We start from the raw sequence: 15,793 nt of genomic DNA on the forward strand, positions 1-15,793 counted from the left end.
GTTTGGCGAGCAATGATGGCGCGCACCCCACATCCAAAGCACGGGTGCTTTACCGCTTCCGAATGCGCGACTAAACAGTTTTGAACGAACAGCTTCCAGTCGTCTCGCCACTGTTCGACGATTTTCGTCTGCTCCCGCCGTTGTTTCTGACTGCTGCCACGAACGAGGCCCTTTTCGACGACACCTATAGGATACATCAACGCGCCCAAGCGCAAGGTGTCGAAGTCACCGTCGAACTCGTCGATGACTCTGTTCACATCTATCCCCTGTTTCCTTTCCTTTGCGGAGACGAAACAGTTCCTGCTGGCCTCAACCGCTGGTCAAGGCGCATTCTGCAGCAGGTCGTTACGGAGTTCGGACCCCTGGAAGACCCGATTACTGTGCATTCCTAAGCACTGGGAGACTATTCGATGAGACCCTTCCACACATTCAAATTTATTGCGGCTGCAGCGTTTGTATGTACATCGCAGACGGTTGTCGCGCAGGGCAAATACCAAGCCGGCGCGAATGATACCGAAATCAAGATAGGCAATATTTCTACTTAAGCACATTCTTGCCGCCGACCATCAGCGTAACCATGCTCGTGATAAACGCTAGGATATGATAAAGCAGTAAGGGACATGCCGTGACGGGCTGCTCGCCCGCTGGAATCGCGTTGAGTGCGAGTCCAAACCATGCCTCGTTTTGCAACACGTTGGCGACAAGGTTCGGTGCGAGAGGATCGCCCCTTCGATACGCCGGTGGTACCACCAGTGTAGTGCAGAACTGCCACATCGTCAGGCTTGATCTCGGGATTTTTGAGAACCATACGACTTCCGAGTCGCAGAGCTTCTGAGTATCTTACTGAGCCCACCAATTCGAATTGCGGAATCATCTTCTTTATCTTTCGAGCGACGAAGTTGGTAATTGCCGATTTGGGGAACGGCAGCATATCGCCGATCGAGCAGAGCACGACATGATCCATTTTCGTTGTTGCGACGCACTGATCCAACGTCGCTGCAAATATGTCCAAGATCACAATTGCCTTAGCACCGGAATCTTTTAACTGATGTTCGAGTCTTCGGCCACTACCACAATCGGCAATACAGGTTGTCTGTTGCTAGGCAGCTCTACCGCTATTTCGCGGCGGACAGCTCGGCTTACATTCAAGTACCCCAAATTATTGTCGCTTGAACAAGATAGGGAATGTTGCAACCGGCCCGAACCAGAGCCTATACGTGCACCAGAGTCCGCGCGCCGAGCGTTGGATCGGCCGTGGAGATTTCAAGGTTGACCGGATTGCAAATGAACGATGTCGTTTTGAACGGTGATAACCAAGTACGCACTACCCTATCATCTCATGCATTGCGCTCGGCCGTTTTGCGCGAGTTGCATGCTCGACCATTTACGCCAATCTCCGCTTCAAGCCGTATCGTCCACTTTGCTTTCGATACGTCGGAAGGACGAGCAGAGGCAGATCGTGTGAACCTTGCGGAGCTCTGCAATAGATATGGGGCGGTGGGACCGTCGCCTGAGGAGAGATACTATCGCTCGCAACTTGGCAAGATGGCTCTACGGTGGGAGCAGCATTCCGAATTCACGACTTATACTTGGGAAATTCCATCAGACGTCGATATAGAGCCATTTAGCCCAGGCGTTGCGTCGCTCACAGCTGTAATGGGGCGCGTTCCCCAACCGGGACCCCTGTTAGTTGCTCTCGATCTGCATCTGCTCCCTGCACGACAAAATCTGCCCGCGCCGGAGCTTTCGTTCGATCGCGCAAGTTTGGCAATGGCGGAGAACTCGGATGGGAAGGCCGTTTACGCCACCGATTTTCAGCCAGATCCCCACGGATTTGTTCGCATTCTCGTTGTCGATCATGGACTGGACCGAGAGCGCGCAGGAGCTCTCGTTCAGCGTCTCATTGAGGTTGAGACCTATCGTACGTTTGCTCTTCTTGGCTTGCCCGAAGCTCATCGGCTCGCACCCACCGTTGGTCTTATCGAAAAGCGATTAGCCGAAGTAATGGACGAAATGCGCAGGGCGAATGACATTGCCGGCAACAGGCAGCTGTTGAATGAACTAACGGAGATGGCAGCGGAGGTCGAGGCAGGCGCGGCGGCCAGTGGCTTTCGCTTTGGAGCCAGTCGCGCTTACGAAGAGATCGTCACGCAGCGGTTGCAAACGATAGGCGAGAGAAAGCTGCGCGAGTTCCCGACCTGGTCATCCTTCCTTGCGCGACGACTAGCTCCCGCAATGCGAACATGCGCCACTCTCGACGCTAGGCAGGCCAATCTCTCGGCCAAGCTCTCGCGCGCCGCAGATCTTCTGCGCACGCGTGTGGATGTCGAGCTCGAACAACAAAATCAGGAGCTGCTGCAATCAATGAACGCTCGGACGCGCCTGCAATTGCGTTTGCAGACGACGGTAGAAGGCTTGTCTGTCGCGGCGATAACTTATTACGTCGTGGGGCTATTTTCGTATTTTGTCAAAGCTGCTCACGACAGCGGACAGGTATCGATTGAACCAAATTACATGATTGCGGCGTTTGTTCCGGTTGCCGCGATCATGATTTGGTCGATCGTTCGGCGGATCCGCCGAAAGCATGTCAGCGATGAGGGATGATAACCCAAGGAGGTCGGCCGGGACCGTGCGTCAGAGGTCTCTACTTCATTGACCCGGAATTCGGTGCGCACGAGACCCTGCTAGACTTAATCTCTCCGACGGAGCTTCTTCAGAAGCGGCGAGTGCTGTACGGGCTCGGAATATCCGGCTTTTCAAGAATCCGCGCCCCCTGTTGGATCGCGTGGCAGAAGCGATCTGCAGGTCGAGTTCTTCGCTTGGCGAGGGAGCAGGATCCGTCCGGGGGCCGCGCACTTGAACTGAAATGACCATTGAAGGTTCCTTTCCCTGCTGATAAGAAGATTGTCAAATAGCCAAGATACGTTGCATGGAAACGCAGGGAACAGTCCTCATCGTTGCCCGAGGCGGACCGCAATGGTCTGCGGCCGACGAGGTTTTGTCGGAAGAATATGGCTATCGCGTCCTGGTGGTCCGCTCAGCGGAGGATGCGGCGAGCGCATTGTCGGATGCCCACGTAGATCTTGTTCTAGCAGAATACGGATCAGGTGGAGAAGGTTTGGCCTTCCTCGTCAACTTGCGTGTCAGCCACCCAGACATCGTTCGTGTCCTCGCGCTTGAGGCCAAGACGGAATTGAGCCAACAAGCGATTTCGCCGGCGGCAATTTATCAGTTTGTGCGAAAACCGTTGGATGCAAAGCAAATCGGCCTGGTTGTCGAGCGCGGGCTAGAGTCGCGCGAGCTGTCACGCCGGCATCGCATGCTGTCGCGCGAGTTCAAGATCCGCGGCGATGCGGTGGGAGTTCACCAACGCAATGGTGCTTCGTTGCATGTGGAGAGCCAACGTTTCGAGAAGCTTGTCTATGTCAGTGAAAAGCTGAGTGAATTGTGCGATCTCGCGCGGAAGGCTGCGCGAACGGAATTGCCCATTTTGATTCAAGGTGAGACCGGCACAGGTAAGGAATTGTTGGCCCGCGCAATTCACTACAACTCCACTCGCAAGACGAGCCCGCTCATGGTCCAAAATTGCGGCGGGATGTCGGATGAGTTGCTTCATTCAGAATTGTTTGGCCATAAGCGCGGCGCGTTTACGGGCGCCATCTCCGATCGCCTCGGTTTGTTTCGAGCCGGCGACGGTGGAACGGTTTTCCTAGACGAAATATCGGAAGTGTCGCCATCCTTTCAGGTGAGCCTGCTGAGGTTTCTTCAGGAGGGAGAAGTCAAACCACTCGGTTCCGACAAGACGCAAACCTGCAACGTTCGTATTATCGCGGCCTCAAATCGGCCATTGCGGTCGCTCGTTGCCGCGGGAAAATATCGGCAGGACCTCTATTTTCGTCTCAAGGGTTTCGAGCTCGAGGTACCCCCGCTTCGTGAACGCCCTGTCGATATTCCGGCTCTTGCGGAGTTTTTTGCCGCCAAACATGCCGATGCAATGGGCCGCAAAATTCTTGGTATCTCCGCTGGGACCCTCGAAAAGCTCGCAGCGTTCGACTTTCCGGGTAACGTTCGTGAGCTCGAAAACGAAATCCGCAGGATGGTTTCCTTGGCGGATGATGGTGAGTATTTGACGACCAAGTATATGTCACCGTCCATTTTCGCCGCGCCGCCACGTCCGCGATCGAACGCAGCGCTTGCATTTGTGCCGCAGGGAACGACCTTGAAGGACAAGGTCGAGAGCTTGGAAAAGCAAATTTTGAACGAGGCGCTGAGCCGCCATCGCTGGAACCAAAGCCGGGCTGCGAACGAACTTGGTCTGTCGCGCGTTGGCATTGCCAATAAGATTAAGCGGTATGGTCTCGACGAAGTTAAGTGAGAGTTTGCGATGCCCGACGACAAGGATGCAATCGGCACCGACCCTTCAGCGCAAATTGTCCGTTTCCCGCAATCGCGCGTAAGCCCGGCGGGAAGTTCCGAACCTTTTAGGGAGCTTGGCACTAGCCAGCTTTCGAAAGCTCTTGGCTTGCCCGAGCGTCAGGCTACCGGCCACTGGTGCAGCCGGTGTCGCGGCATCTGGTATGGATACTTGCTGGAAGTCACTTGCCCGGCATGTGGCAACCGCCATGGATAGCCGCAATCCGTTGCGCGCCGGGCCAGCCGGTCTGATCGCGGTTCGCTCCAATCGACGCGCGGAGTTAGACGGCCAATAAGGTATGCGGCACCCGAACGACGGCATTGTCGAGGCTATCCCGTGCGTTGAGGCCCGCCGGGCGCGCGGCGGACTCTGAAGAGGCTAAAGGACCTGCGCAGCACGTTGTGGCACCTGCAATGATCTTCTTCCTGAGAGCGTCATTACCCTCGTGAGCACCGGCTCGTCGGCGCGCATAATCGCGTTACATTGGTCAGCGAAATTGAAAGCTAACTTTGCATAGCCAACTTGCTTTGCAGCCAACGGGCGTCAGGAAACGCCTCAGTGTCCTGGACGACTTTGCACTAAGCGTCTGTCTTTACGAGGTCTTTTCCGGATCGCCCAATTCGGCACAGGTCTTGCTGTACTATTGTTCAAGCGCCGTCTTTGGTTGGCGATAGAACATAGTGGAGGAAATTGATGGCTAATCTACTTTGGCTCCAAGGCGGCGCATGTTCGGGAAATACGATGTCGTTCCTCAACGCGGAGGAGCCGAGCGCCTGCGACCTGGTCACTGATTTTGGCATCAATGTTCTCTGGCATCCTTCGCTCGGCATGGAGCTCGGCGAAAATCTCAGAAAGATGCTGCACGCGCTCGTATCGGGTGCAATGCCGCTAGATATTTTCGTCTTCGAAGGCTCAGTCGTCAACGCGCCGAACGGCACGGGCGAATGGAATCGGTTCGCGGGGCGACCGATGAAAGATTGGGTCGCCGATCTTGCGAAGGTTGCGGGCTATACGGTCGCAATCGGTGACTGCGCGACTTGGGGCGGAATCCCGGCAACAGCCCCGAACCCGTCGGAGAGCGAGGGACTGCAATTCCTGAAGCGAAAGCACGGCGGTTTTCTCGGGCCGGCCTATAAATCCAAGGCCGGGCTGCCCGTCATCAATGTGCCTGGCTGCCCCGCGCATCCTGATTGGATAACGCAAATCGTTGTTGCGGTGGCCACCGGACGCGGCGGCGACCTGACGCTGGACGAATTCCAGCGTCCGAAAACGTTCTTTACCAGCTTCACCCAAACGGGTTGCACCCGTAACATGCACTTCGCCTACAAGGTATCCGCGACCGAATACGGGCAGCGCAAGGGGTGTCTGTTCTATGATCTTGGATGTCGCGGTCCGATGACCCACTCGCCTTGCAATCGCATCCTCTGGAATCGCCAGTCGTCAAAGACGCGCGCCGGCATGCCCTGCATGGGGTGCACGGAGCCGGAATTCCCGTTCTTCGATCTGATGCCGGGCACGGTTTTCAAGACGCAAACGATGATGGGTGTTCCAAAGGACATGCCGCTCGGCGTCGACAAGGCTGGCTATATCAAGCTCACGGCAGCAGCCAAGGCGGCGTCTCCCGCCTGGGCTGAGGAAGACATCTTCGTCGTTTGAGCTGCGAGCTCGCCAAACAACCGCGCAGACATTTCACCTTGTAAATTCAGGATGCATTCCTATGCCCTCAGCCGTTCAAACACTTGATATTTCTCCCGTCGGGCGCGTCGAAGGCGACCTTGATGTTCGCGTCAACATTCAGGATGGGGTCGTCGTTGACGCCTGGACCCAGGCGGAGTTGTTCCGCGGCTTCGAAGTGATCTTGCGTGACAAGGATCCCCAGGCGGGCCTTGTCGTCACGCCCCGGGCCTGCGGCATTTGCGGTGCTTCGCATCTGACATGCGCCGCGTGGGCGCTCGATACCGCGTGGCAAACGGAAGTGCCGCGCAATGCGATTCTGGCAAGGAATCTCGGTCAGCTCGTCGAAAGTCTTCAGAGCTTGCCGCGTCATCACTACGGTCTGTTCATGATCGATTACACGCACAAGAACTACTCGAAATCGAAATATTACGAGGAAGCCGTCAAACGCTGGGCGCCATTTACGGGAAGCAATTACGAAATCGGCGTCACGATCTCTGGCAAGCCGGTGGAAATTTACGCACTGTTGGGCGGGCAGTGGCCGCACTCAAGCTACATGGTGCCCGGCGGCGTGATGTGCGCGCCCACCCTCACCGACGTCACGAGGGCGTGGTCGATCCTGGAATATTTCCGCCGTGACTGGATGGAGAAAATCTGGCTCGGATGTTCACTGGAGCGCTACGAAGAGATCAAATCTTACGACGACTTCATGGCCTGGCTCGACGAGAAGCCGGAGCACGCAAATTCCGATCTTGGAATGTTCTGGCGAATGAGCCTTGACTGCGGGATGGACAAGTTCGGCAAGGGCCACGAAAAATTCGTCTCATGGGGCTACTTGCCACACGAAGACAAATATCAAAAGCCGACGATCGATGGTCGCAATGCCGCTTTGATTATGAAGAGTGGTGTTTATGACGGAAACGCCGACAGCTTCAAGCTGATGGATCAGAAGCACACGCGCGAAGATACGATGCGTTCCTGGTACGATGAGCCGGGTGGGGTGCATCCGTTCGATCGCAAGACGGTGCCTACGCAAAAGAACACCATCAATATGGACGGTCAATATTCGTGGTCGACGGCTGTGCGCCACGACGAGTCGGGACGATTAGAAGCTGGACCGCTGTCCCGGCAGCTCATCGCTGGAGGAACCCATGGGGAGGCCTGGCAGCACTTCGATCCGCTGGTGCTCGACATGCACAGGAAGCTCGGCGGCGCGAGCGTGATGTTGCGGCACTTCGCCCGCATGCACGAAGGTGTAAAGCTTTATCGCCAGGCCGAACGCGCTTTGCGCGAATTCCGGCTCAACGATCCCTGGTATATCAAGCCCACGGAACGCGATGGACGCGGCTGGGGAGCTACAGAGGCCATTCGCGGCGCGCTCTGCCATTGGATCGAGGTAAAGGACGGCAAGATCAAGAATTACCAGATCATTGCGCCGACAACCTGGAATGTTGGTCCAAGATCCGCCGATGGTGTTCGGGGTCCCATGGAGCAGGCCTTGATCGGTTCTCCGATCAGGGACCCGCACGATCCGGTCGAGGTCGGTCACGTCTGTCGCTCGTACGATTCGTGTCTGGTTTGCACCGTCCACGCGCATGATGCAAAGACTGGCGAGGAATTGGCTCGCTTCCGAACGGCCTGACGTTCGCTCATCGGGCACGCTATCGTGGTGCTGGTGCTCAAATTGCCAGTAGCGACGTCATATACTGAATCTTTAGAGCGAAAGGCGGTCGCGTATGGCGTCCGACAAAGAGGTTGTGCTCAAGGCGATCGCCGACATGCTCGAGAATGGGCTCGAAACGGAAGTCGAGCCCTTTCCCGAAACCGACAAGGAGTTTGGCGATATCCTGCTCCAGCTTCGCCGGCTCGATCCGACGGATCTTAAAGGCAAGCTTGTGATTGGAGGCTTTGTAAATCATCCGTACGGTCCGGATAATCAGCGATGCCTGGAGTGCATGTACTATCTGGTGCATCGAAGGTGGTGCGACCTGCCTGAACTCGCGGTCCCGGTAGAGCCGGAGTGGTGGTGCCGATTGTGGCGAATCTGATGTTCCGACTGACAGCCCCGAGAGCGAACCTCAGGAGAAGACGCCGTGAGCGACGGAACGATTCGGGACGAGATTCGCGCTCTTCTGGCTGCTGGTCTCAAAACGGAGGTGCGGCCACGGGCCGATTCTCATGAAGAAGTTCAGGCGATCGTTTCCCGCCTGAAAGCCGCCGGCAACAAGCTGAAGACGAAGCTCGTCGTCGGAGGATTTACCCTCGAACCAGTCGAACACGAGGGTCTCGATCAACTGTGTGAAACTTGCATGTATTACAAGGTCCATCGCCGCTATTGCGAGCTGCCCGAGCTTGATCTGCCGGTTGAGCCGCAATGGTCCTGTCGCCTCTGGCGCATTTAGGTCTCGATGCTTCGGCGGCCAAGACCACCGATACCGGCCTATACGCCGCGTCGTTACCGGCGCATCATATCACGATAAGGCATGGCGCAGTGGGCTCCCCATGATCGTGGTCATAGGATGTGGAAATCCAAATCGCCTGGATGACGGTGCGGGTCTTGAAGTCCTGCGCCTGCTGGAAGCGCGCGGTGTTGGAGCGGGCGCGCCGAACGTCCGTCTGTTGGCTGCAGGAACTGATGGGATGGCGACCATGTTTGCAGCGCGTGGCTGCAAAACGCTGATTGTTGTGGACGCGTGTCGTTCGGGGTCGCCGCCAGGGGCGGTTTTCGAAGTGCCGGGGAGCGAGTTGGAGCAGCGCTACGAGCCATCGCTTAACCTTCACGACTTCCGCTGGGATCATGCGCTGTTCGCAGGCCGGAAAATCTTCCGCGACGACTTCCCCTCGGACGTCATCGTGCTTTTGATTGAAGCGGAGACGGTCGAATTGGGCATCGGCCTGTCTACCGCCGCATCAGCCGCTGTCGCCAAAGTGACCGATCGCATTGCGATGCTGATCGATGCACGCCTTGAAGCGAAGGGATCGTCGTGACAGCCGTCTCTCTTGTCAGAGTAGCGCGCGGAGCGCTCTATTTGAGCCACGAAACTTACGACTGCTATTTTGCCGGCTTGGAGGCGGTCATCCTGTTACGCCGCGCAGATGACCTCTGGATCATGCCGGTCCGTCACGCCGCCGCCGGGGGCTATCTCCTCAAGCGGCGCAACAGCCAAGGAGATCGAGTGGTGCATGCGCCAGATTTCCTGCGCGAGCACGGGGTCGATGAATCCGTTGCTTCGCAGCTGCCGGTCGCGTGGTCGCACGAGGCTGGTGCTCTCATCGCCGCCGACGCCTTTCTGTAAACTAAGTTTACAATACGCTTAACAGGTAGACAGTTCCAATTTCGTGCTGCTAGAGTAGCTCTCGTACCAAGCGTGCAGCCAAAAATGCGCTGGTCGGAGGAAGCAGTGATTAAAGGACTTCTCGGCGATGAAGTGCGTGCGGCCCTTGCGGCGGCTGATGACGCTGAGGCAAGCCCCTCCGAGCGGGCCGAGATGCTGATGGAGATTGCGATGGGGCTGCAGCGGCAGCCCAAATCGCCGGATCAGCTTCATGCCGCGGTTGCCCTTTATGACAAGGCGCTGGCGATTTGTCCGGGGGACATGCGGCTTCTGTCAGCTCGAATTCTGGCGCGTAAAGGCACTGCGCTACAGGCCATACCGGAGGAAGATACAGCGGCGCTTGAGCAGGCGCGCGCGGCGTTCGAACAGGCAATCCCGACTATGACCGAACTCGGCAGGCCTGAGGAGCTTGCCGAAGCAGAGATGAATTTCGGCCTGGTATTGCAGAACCTTGCGGGCGCAAACAGGGCCCGCATCACAGACGCCATCTCCGCCTATCAACGTGCGCTGCGGACCTTCACGCGATCTGAGTTTCCGCAGGAATTCGTGATCCTGCAGAACAACCTTGCCACGGCGTTTCTCTCGATCCCGATGACGGACGAACGCGGCAAGATGCGTGAAGCACTTGCAGTGCAGGCTTTCGAAGAAGGTCTCAAAGTCATCACGCTGATCGACAATCCGACCGAATATGCGATGCTGCAGAACAATCTCGGCAACGCTCTGCAATACGTGTCCTCGAGCCACACGATCGCGAACAACATACGTGCACTTGAAGCTTACGACGAAGCGTTGAAGGTGCGTACGCGCGAGACGACTCCGCTGGAATACGCGAACACCATTTGTAACAAAGCCAATTGCCTGTGGAATTTGCCCGACGATCCTACCGATCCGGAGAGTGGCAATCGATCCAACCTTTTACAAGCGCGCGCCTACTACGGCGAAGCGCGGGAGATCTTCCTGGCGCATGGCGACTTGGAGAAGGGGAGGGTTGTTGCCGAAGCGATCGACCAGATTCAGCGCGAGTTGCTGGCGTCGAACTCGGCCGACGGCCAGGTCGTGCGCTCTCATCCAAGCAATCGTCAATCGAACGAAACCGGAGCTTCTGATCTATGACCCTACCGTCTTCTCCAGAAATGTTGGTTGTCTCGTTTATCCTGGGCGTCGTTGCCTCGATTGGCGGCGGCGTCATCGGCGGCGTATTCGTCGGCGGCAAGGTGTTGGGGAATGAACTGGCAGCGCTATTGGGGGGCTTTTATGGGCCCTTGGCGGGCGTTGCCGGCGTCTTCTTGGGCCTCGCCATTCTTACGATTGTCGGCTGAGGAGAAATATCATGTGGGCAATGGCTCAGAATTCAATCGTCCTGTTCTTCCGCGGCAAGTTGTTTGCCGAACCGCGCAAAGCATTCCTCATGATTTTTGTAGGTGTGCTTATGACTGCATCGTTGCTGGTCTTGATCGCAAAGCTGGGTGCCCCGTTGTGGATGGCGGCATCCGTCGCGGCGTTCGTCGGCGGTGGGTTGCAGCCCTATCTCTTTCGGAACCTTCGCTATCGGTGATGCTGCGGGAATCCGCATGTGAGAACGATATGAACGCCCACGATATGATCTCGACGACGCGCGACGATCTTGCCGGCTTGGTCGGCGACATCGAGCGACTGGAGGCCATATTTGCGACATGGGACCATACCCAGCAGGCGGCCGTTGGCGCTTACAAACTGGCCATTGAGGCCCTGGAGGGGGAAGCGCTGCGGCGGTTGATCCGTGCGCTCAAGACTGATCCTGCCGCGCTCGCGGCGATGAAGAACGCGGTCGCCGACGAGGTTGTCTACGCGGTTTTGCGCCGGCATCAGCTTGTCAAGCCCAGTCTGAACGAACGAGTCGAAGCGGCGCTTGAGGGCGTCCGCCCCATGTTGGGCTCGCATGGTGGCAACGTAGAGCTCGTCAAGGTCAGTCCGCCCAAGGTGGAGGTGCGCTTCATCGGAGCGTGCGACGGCTGTCCGGCTTCCGCATTGACCTTCCACGCCGGCGTGAAAAAGGCCGTTCAGGAGGCATGTCCAGAGATCACGGAAATTGTACAAGTCAAGGGGCTGGGCAACTCTGCCGATAGCGGCGTTCGCTTCGTCAGCCCGTTCGCGCTTGACGCAAAAGGGGATTGGCTTTCGGCTGGGCTGTTGGCCGACATTCCCGAAGGTGCGGTTCGCGCGACCACCATTGGAGGAGAGAAGGTGTTGTTATCGCGCGTCGGCGCGAGCGTTACTTGCTTCCAGAATGCTTGTGCCCATCTCGGCTTTCCGATCCACGACGGCGAGGTGGAAAGCGGCATTATCACCTGTCCGCATCATGGCTTTCAGTATGACCTTTCAAGCGGCGAGTGCCTCACCGCGCCGGAGGTCGCGCTCCAATCCCATGCTGTTCGTGTTATCGACTCTCGGGTCGAGGTCAGGATTTCGGTGTAGCCATGCAGGTCTCCTTTGCTCCTCGCCGATTGCATAGGGCTCTTGCGCGGGTCGGAGATAACCACGTCGCTCGGCCGCTCTTGGCTCATGAAGGCGCGCGCGCTGTCCTTGGAGGCGAGGCGCTGCCGAATGGTCTGGCGCAATCAATCGTGCCAGGCCGGGCAACGCTGTTCGGCCCGCGGGGGGCGTGCCTTGCCAGCCCGCACGGACCGCTGTTCGTCTGTGACACAGGCCATCATCGGCTCATGATCTGGCGATCTCTATTATTGGCCGATCAGGCGCCGGCGGATCTGGTGATCGGCCAACCGGACTTTTCACGGGAAGGACGCAACGCCAAAGGCGACGTGGGGCCGGCGACGCTCAACATGCCGACTGGAATCGCAGCCTCTAATGGCGCGCTTGTTGTAGCCGATGCATGGAACCATCGCGTTCTGATCTGGCATAGTTACCCAGAAGTATCCAACCAGCCCGCAGATGTGGTGCTTGGGCAGACCGATTTTTTCAGCGGGCTTGCCAACCGGGGCGCGGTCACGCCCCGAGCGGACACATTGAACTGGTGTTATGGGGTGGCGATCGTGGACGGGAAATTGATCGTCTGCGATACGGGCAATCGCCGTGTACTGGTTTGGGATTGCATTCCAACCTCGAACGGCACGCCGGCCGATCTGGTTTTGGGGCAGTTCGACTTTGTGACCCGCGATGACAATGCTGGGCAGGCCGGGGGCGTGGTCGGCATGCGCTGGCCACACGGCATTGCGGCCTGCAGCGGCATGCTATTCGTGTCTGACGCAGGTAATAATCGTGTCATGGCGTGGCGAACATTTCCACGTTCCATCGGACAAGCCTGCGATTTCGTGCTCGGCCAAGGCGATTTCACGAAGCTCGATCACAACCGCGCGTCCTATTACCCGACCTCCAGCGCAATGAACATGCCGTATGGGCTCACCGTGCATGGCGGTATGCTGGTTGTCACCGATACCGCCAATTCGCGGCTACTTGGATTCGAACTAGACGGCCTATCAATGGATTCTCCTGCCATAGCGCTTGCTGGGCAGCCCTTGTTCTCGGCGAAAGGAGACAATCGGTGGCATGTCGCCAGTCGCGACAGCCTGTGCTGGCCCTATGCTGCTTCAGCTTGCGGTGATCTGCTGGTCGTGGCTGACGCGGGCAATAACCGCGTACTCCTTTGGGAGGCGTTTTCGTGACCGATCGTAGCAGCATCGCGCAAGCAAACGCTAATGTCGGAGCGGAGATTCGCGTGCGCGGCCGTGTGCAAGGGGTTGGCTTTCGGCCGGCGGTCTGGCGTTTCGCGCGTGAGCTTGGTCTGTCAGGCGATGTTCGAAATGACGCTGACGGCGTGCTGATCCGCCTTTTCGGCAGCGAGCGCACCATAGCTGCGCTCATTGCCCGCATCCACACTGACTTGCCACCACTGGCCCGTATCGATGCAATCGAGACAAGGCCCGGTCGTGGCGGTCTGCCAGGCCAATTCGTCATTGCTGGGAGTCTTACCGGCGGCGCACATACCCAAGTTGCACCTGACGCGGCGATTTGTGCCGAATGTGCCGAGGAGATCACTAGCCCGTTCGGCCGCCGCTATCGCTATCCCTTCACCAACTGCACCAATTGCGGACCACGGCTCGGCATCGTCAACGCTATCCCCTATGACCGCGCCAGTACCACGATGGCGCCATTTGTGATGTGCACAGACTGCCGGCTCGAGTACGAAGATCCGGCCGATCGCCGCTTCCATGCCGAAGCAATCGCCTGTCATGCCTGCGGGCCAAAGGCGAGGTTGGTTCGTTTCGACGGCCGGGCGTGCAGCTTCGACCAGTTCTCGATGATGGATGATGTCGATGCGGCCTGTGGGCTGATAAAGAATGGCGAGATTGTCGCGATCAAGGGGATCGGAGGCTACCAATTGGCCTGCGACGCCACCAAGAGCGATGTTGTCGCGAGGCTACGCCGAACGAAGCATCGTTACGCTAAGCCGTTCGCGCTGATGGCCCGCGATCTCGAGGTGATTCGTCGCTATTGCAACGTGAGCATCGAGGAAGAAGCACTGTTGACGGCTCCCGCTGCGCCGATCGTGCTGCTCGAGGCGAATGGCGCGGAAAGCTTACCGGACACAATTGCCCCGGGTCTTGCCACGCTGGGGTTTATGCTGCCGACGACGCCGATGCATCTTCTCATGCTGCGAAGGATGGCTCGGCCGGTGGTGATGACCAGCGGCAACCTCTCGGACGAGCCGCAGGTGGTACTAGACGAGGAAGCGCGCTCACGGCTGAGCGGGATCACCTCCTACGCCCTAGTCCACGATCGCGAAATCGCCAATCGAATTGACGATTCTGTTGTGCGCGTAGTCGGCGGCCGCGTGAGGCAGCTGCGCCGAGCCCGCGGCTATGCACCCCAGTGGATAGTCTTGCCCAAGGGATTTGAGGCAGCACCAAATGTGCTGGCGATGGGCGGCGAGTTGAAGTCGACCTTTTGCCTCCTTAAGGATGGCGCCGCTATCCTGTCGCAGCATCAGGGCGACCTCGAGGATGCGAGATGCTTCGATGACTACCGGAAGAATCTTGCGCACTATGCTCGCTTGTTCGACCACGCACCGGCCGCTGTGGCCGTCGACTTGCACCCCGAATATCTGTCCTCGAAATTCGCCCATGAGCGTGCCGTCGCCGATAAATTGCCGCTAATTGAAGTTCAGCACCACCACGCCCATCTCGCCTCCTGCCTTGCCGAGAATGATTATCCGCTGGATGCCCCCGCGGTGCTCGGTATCGTGCTCGACGGTTTGGGTTGGGGCGGCGACGGTACGCTGTGGGGCGGTGAATTCTTGCTCGCCGATTACCGGGGTTATCAACGGCTTGGCACGTTCAAGCCGGTCCCGATGATCGGCGGGGCTCATGCAGTCCGGGAGCCGTGGCGTAACCTGTATGCGCATCTTATGGCCGAGATGAAGTGGCCGGAATTTTCGATGAATTTCGACCAGCTCGCGCTTCATGGCTATTTGTCAGGCAAGCCGCGCGGCACCCTCGATGCCATGATCAAGAAGGGCATCAACGCCCTGCCGGCGTCGTCATGTGGCCGGTTGTTCGACGCCGTTGCGGCGGCGCTGGACGTCTGCCGCGAACGGCAGGCTTACGAGGGCGAGGCCGCGGCGCGATTGGAAGCCTTGGTCGATCCTGATACGATGCTGTATGAGGGGGATGAGCTCGGCTATCCCCTGACGATTCCGAATTTACCAGGCTCGGGACTGCCTTATATCGAACCGCGAGCAATGTGGGCCGCGGTGCTCGGTGATCTTATCCTGAAAACGCCTGCGCCAGTCATGGCCGCTCGCTTTCATAAGGGTTTGGCGACTTCTATCGTTGCCATGACGAGAAAGCTCGCCGGAGGCGAGGACGATGCGACGCAAACGCGTTTCTCGACAATCGCCTTGTCGGGTGGCTGCTTCCAAAACAAGGTTCTATTCGAGGAAGTCAGCCGGCGTCTTGAGCAGGCGAAGTTTTCGGTGCTCTCGCATACTCAGGTTCCCGCCAACGACGGTGGGCTGGCACTGGGACAGGCAGCCATTGCTGCTGCGCATCTGATTGATAAACAAAGGCCGTCAACAGAAGGAAGCAGGTCATGTGTCTCGGCATTCCCGGACGCATCGTGAAGATCGACGATGTGACCAAGCGCCTCGCAACGGTCGACGTTGGCGGCGTCAAGCGGCAAATCAACATCGCCTGCATCGTCAACGACGACCATCCGGTCGAGTCGTGCGTGGGTGACTGGGTGTTGGTCCACGTCGGTTTCGCTATGAGCCGGATCAATGAGGAAGAAGCGGCCCAGACCTTGAAAATACTGATCGAGCTTGGCGAAGCCCAGGCTGAGATCGAGGCAATGAAGCTGTCGGCGGCCCAGTAAGGAG

Annotated in this window: 17 protein-coding genes; 16 read left to right on the forward strand and 1 reads right to left on the reverse strand. The window is 57.9% G+C overall.

Translation table 11 applies throughout. From position 1 onward, the window contains the following. Positions 1 to 80: 80 nt before the first annotated feature. A complete protein-coding gene (locus QRQ56_RS33615) occupies positions 81 to 392 on the forward strand; it encodes an alpha/beta hydrolase (protein WP_438745712.1) in 312 nt (103 codons plus the stop codon). Between the two features lie 149 nt (positions 393 to 541). On the opposite strand, the gene QRQ56_RS33620 is transcribed toward QRQ56_RS33615, so the two are convergent. Then, positions 542 to 1,018, reverse strand: a complete 477-nt coding sequence (locus QRQ56_RS33620; protein ID WP_438745713.1) for a hypothetical protein — start codon at positions 1,016 to 1,018, stop codon at positions 542 to 544. A gap of 266 nt (positions 1,019 to 1,284) precedes the next feature. Here QRQ56_RS33620 and QRQ56_RS33625 point away from each other — a divergent pair, with 266 nt between their 5' ends. The 15 genes from QRQ56_RS33625 (at position 1,285) to QRQ56_RS33695 (ending at position 15,789) form a co-directional block, all read left to right on the forward strand. After that, the gene (locus tag QRQ56_RS33625) at positions 1,285 to 2,604 is read left to right on the forward strand and encodes a DUF3422 family protein (protein ID WP_438745714.1); all 1,320 of its coding nucleotides are present in this window, start codon (positions 1,285 to 1,287) and stop codon (positions 2,602 to 2,604) included. 325 nt (positions 2,605 to 2,929) lie between these two features. Next, positions 2,930 to 4,375, forward strand: coding sequence for a sigma-54 dependent transcriptional regulator (locus QRQ56_RS33630; RefSeq protein ID WP_438745715.1), 1,446 nt, complete (start codon positions 2,930 to 2,932; stop codon positions 4,373 to 4,375). Positions 4,376 to 5,107: 732 nt separating this feature from the next. Beyond that, positions 5,108 to 6,070 (forward strand): hydrogenase, encoded by a 963-nt coding sequence (locus QRQ56_RS33635; protein ID WP_438745716.1) that lies wholly within the window; start codon positions 5,108 to 5,110, stop codon positions 6,068 to 6,070. A gap of 61 nt (positions 6,071 to 6,131) precedes the next feature. Next, on the forward strand, positions 6,132 to 7,730 hold the full coding sequence (locus QRQ56_RS33640) for a nickel-dependent hydrogenase large subunit (RefSeq protein WP_438745717.1): 1,599 nt from the start codon (positions 6,132 to 6,134) through the stop codon (positions 7,728 to 7,730). Positions 7,731 to 7,824: 94 nt separating this feature from the next. Next, complete coding sequence (locus tag QRQ56_RS33645) at positions 7,825 to 8,136, forward strand: hypothetical protein (RefSeq protein WP_438745718.1); 312 nt, start codon at positions 7,825 to 7,827, stop codon at positions 8,134 to 8,136. 45 nt (positions 8,137 to 8,181) lie between these two features. Next, positions 8,182 to 8,490 carry a hypothetical protein gene (locus tag QRQ56_RS33650; protein WP_438745719.1) on the forward strand — a complete coding sequence of 103 codons (309 nt, stop codon included), beginning with the start codon at positions 8,182 to 8,184 and terminating at the stop codon, positions 8,488 to 8,490. Between the two features lie 100 nt (positions 8,491 to 8,590). After that, positions 8,591 to 9,076, forward strand: a complete 486-nt coding sequence (locus tag QRQ56_RS33655; RefSeq protein ID WP_438745720.1) for a hydrogenase maturation protease — start codon at positions 8,591 to 8,593, stop codon at positions 9,074 to 9,076. Between the two features lie 41 nt (positions 9,077 to 9,117). Then, complete coding sequence (locus QRQ56_RS33660; protein WP_438745721.1) at positions 9,118 to 9,384, forward strand: hypothetical protein; 267 nt, start codon at positions 9,118 to 9,120, stop codon at positions 9,382 to 9,384. A gap of 84 nt (positions 9,385 to 9,468) precedes the next feature. Then, a complete protein-coding gene (locus QRQ56_RS33665; protein WP_438745722.1) occupies positions 9,469 to 10,536 on the forward strand; it encodes a hypothetical protein in 1,068 nt (355 codons plus the stop codon). Continuing rightward, complete coding sequence (locus QRQ56_RS33670; protein WP_007594370.1) at positions 10,533 to 10,742, forward strand: hypothetical protein; 210 nt, start codon at positions 10,533 to 10,535, stop codon at positions 10,740 to 10,742. The genes QRQ56_RS33665 and QRQ56_RS33670 overlap by 4 nt, the downstream gene beginning before the upstream one ends. 11 nt (positions 10,743 to 10,753) lie before the next feature. Then, a complete protein-coding gene (locus tag QRQ56_RS33675) occupies positions 10,754 to 10,978 on the forward strand; it encodes a hypothetical protein (RefSeq protein ID WP_438745723.1) in 225 nt (74 codons plus the stop codon). 29 nt (positions 10,979 to 11,007) lie between these two features. Next, entirely contained in the window at positions 11,008 to 11,877 is an 870-nt protein-coding gene (locus QRQ56_RS33680) for a NifU family protein (RefSeq protein WP_438745724.1), read from the forward strand. 266 nt (positions 11,878 to 12,143) lie between these two features. Further along, on the forward strand, positions 12,144 to 13,082 hold the full coding sequence (locus QRQ56_RS33685) for a hypothetical protein (protein WP_438745725.1): 939 nt from the start codon (positions 12,144 to 12,146) through the stop codon (positions 13,080 to 13,082). Then, positions 13,079 to 15,538 carry a carbamoyltransferase HypF gene (gene hypF, locus QRQ56_RS33690; protein ID WP_438745726.1) on the forward strand — a complete coding sequence of 820 codons (2,460 nt, stop codon included), beginning with the start codon at positions 13,079 to 13,081 and terminating at the stop codon, positions 15,536 to 15,538. The genes QRQ56_RS33685 and hypF overlap by 4 nt, the downstream gene beginning before the upstream one ends. Then, positions 15,508 to 15,789, forward strand: a complete 282-nt coding sequence (locus QRQ56_RS33695) for a HypC/HybG/HupF family hydrogenase formation chaperone (RefSeq protein ID WP_007594357.1) — start codon at positions 15,508 to 15,510, stop codon at positions 15,787 to 15,789. Before hypF ends, QRQ56_RS33695 begins: the two co-directional genes overlap by 31 nt. Positions 15,790 to 15,793: the final 4 nt, after the last annotated feature.

This window comes from Bradyrhizobium sp. U531 (assembly GCF_051710265.1).
Taxonomy (GTDB): domain Bacteria; phylum Pseudomonadota; class Alphaproteobacteria; order Rhizobiales; family Xanthobacteraceae; genus Bradyrhizobium.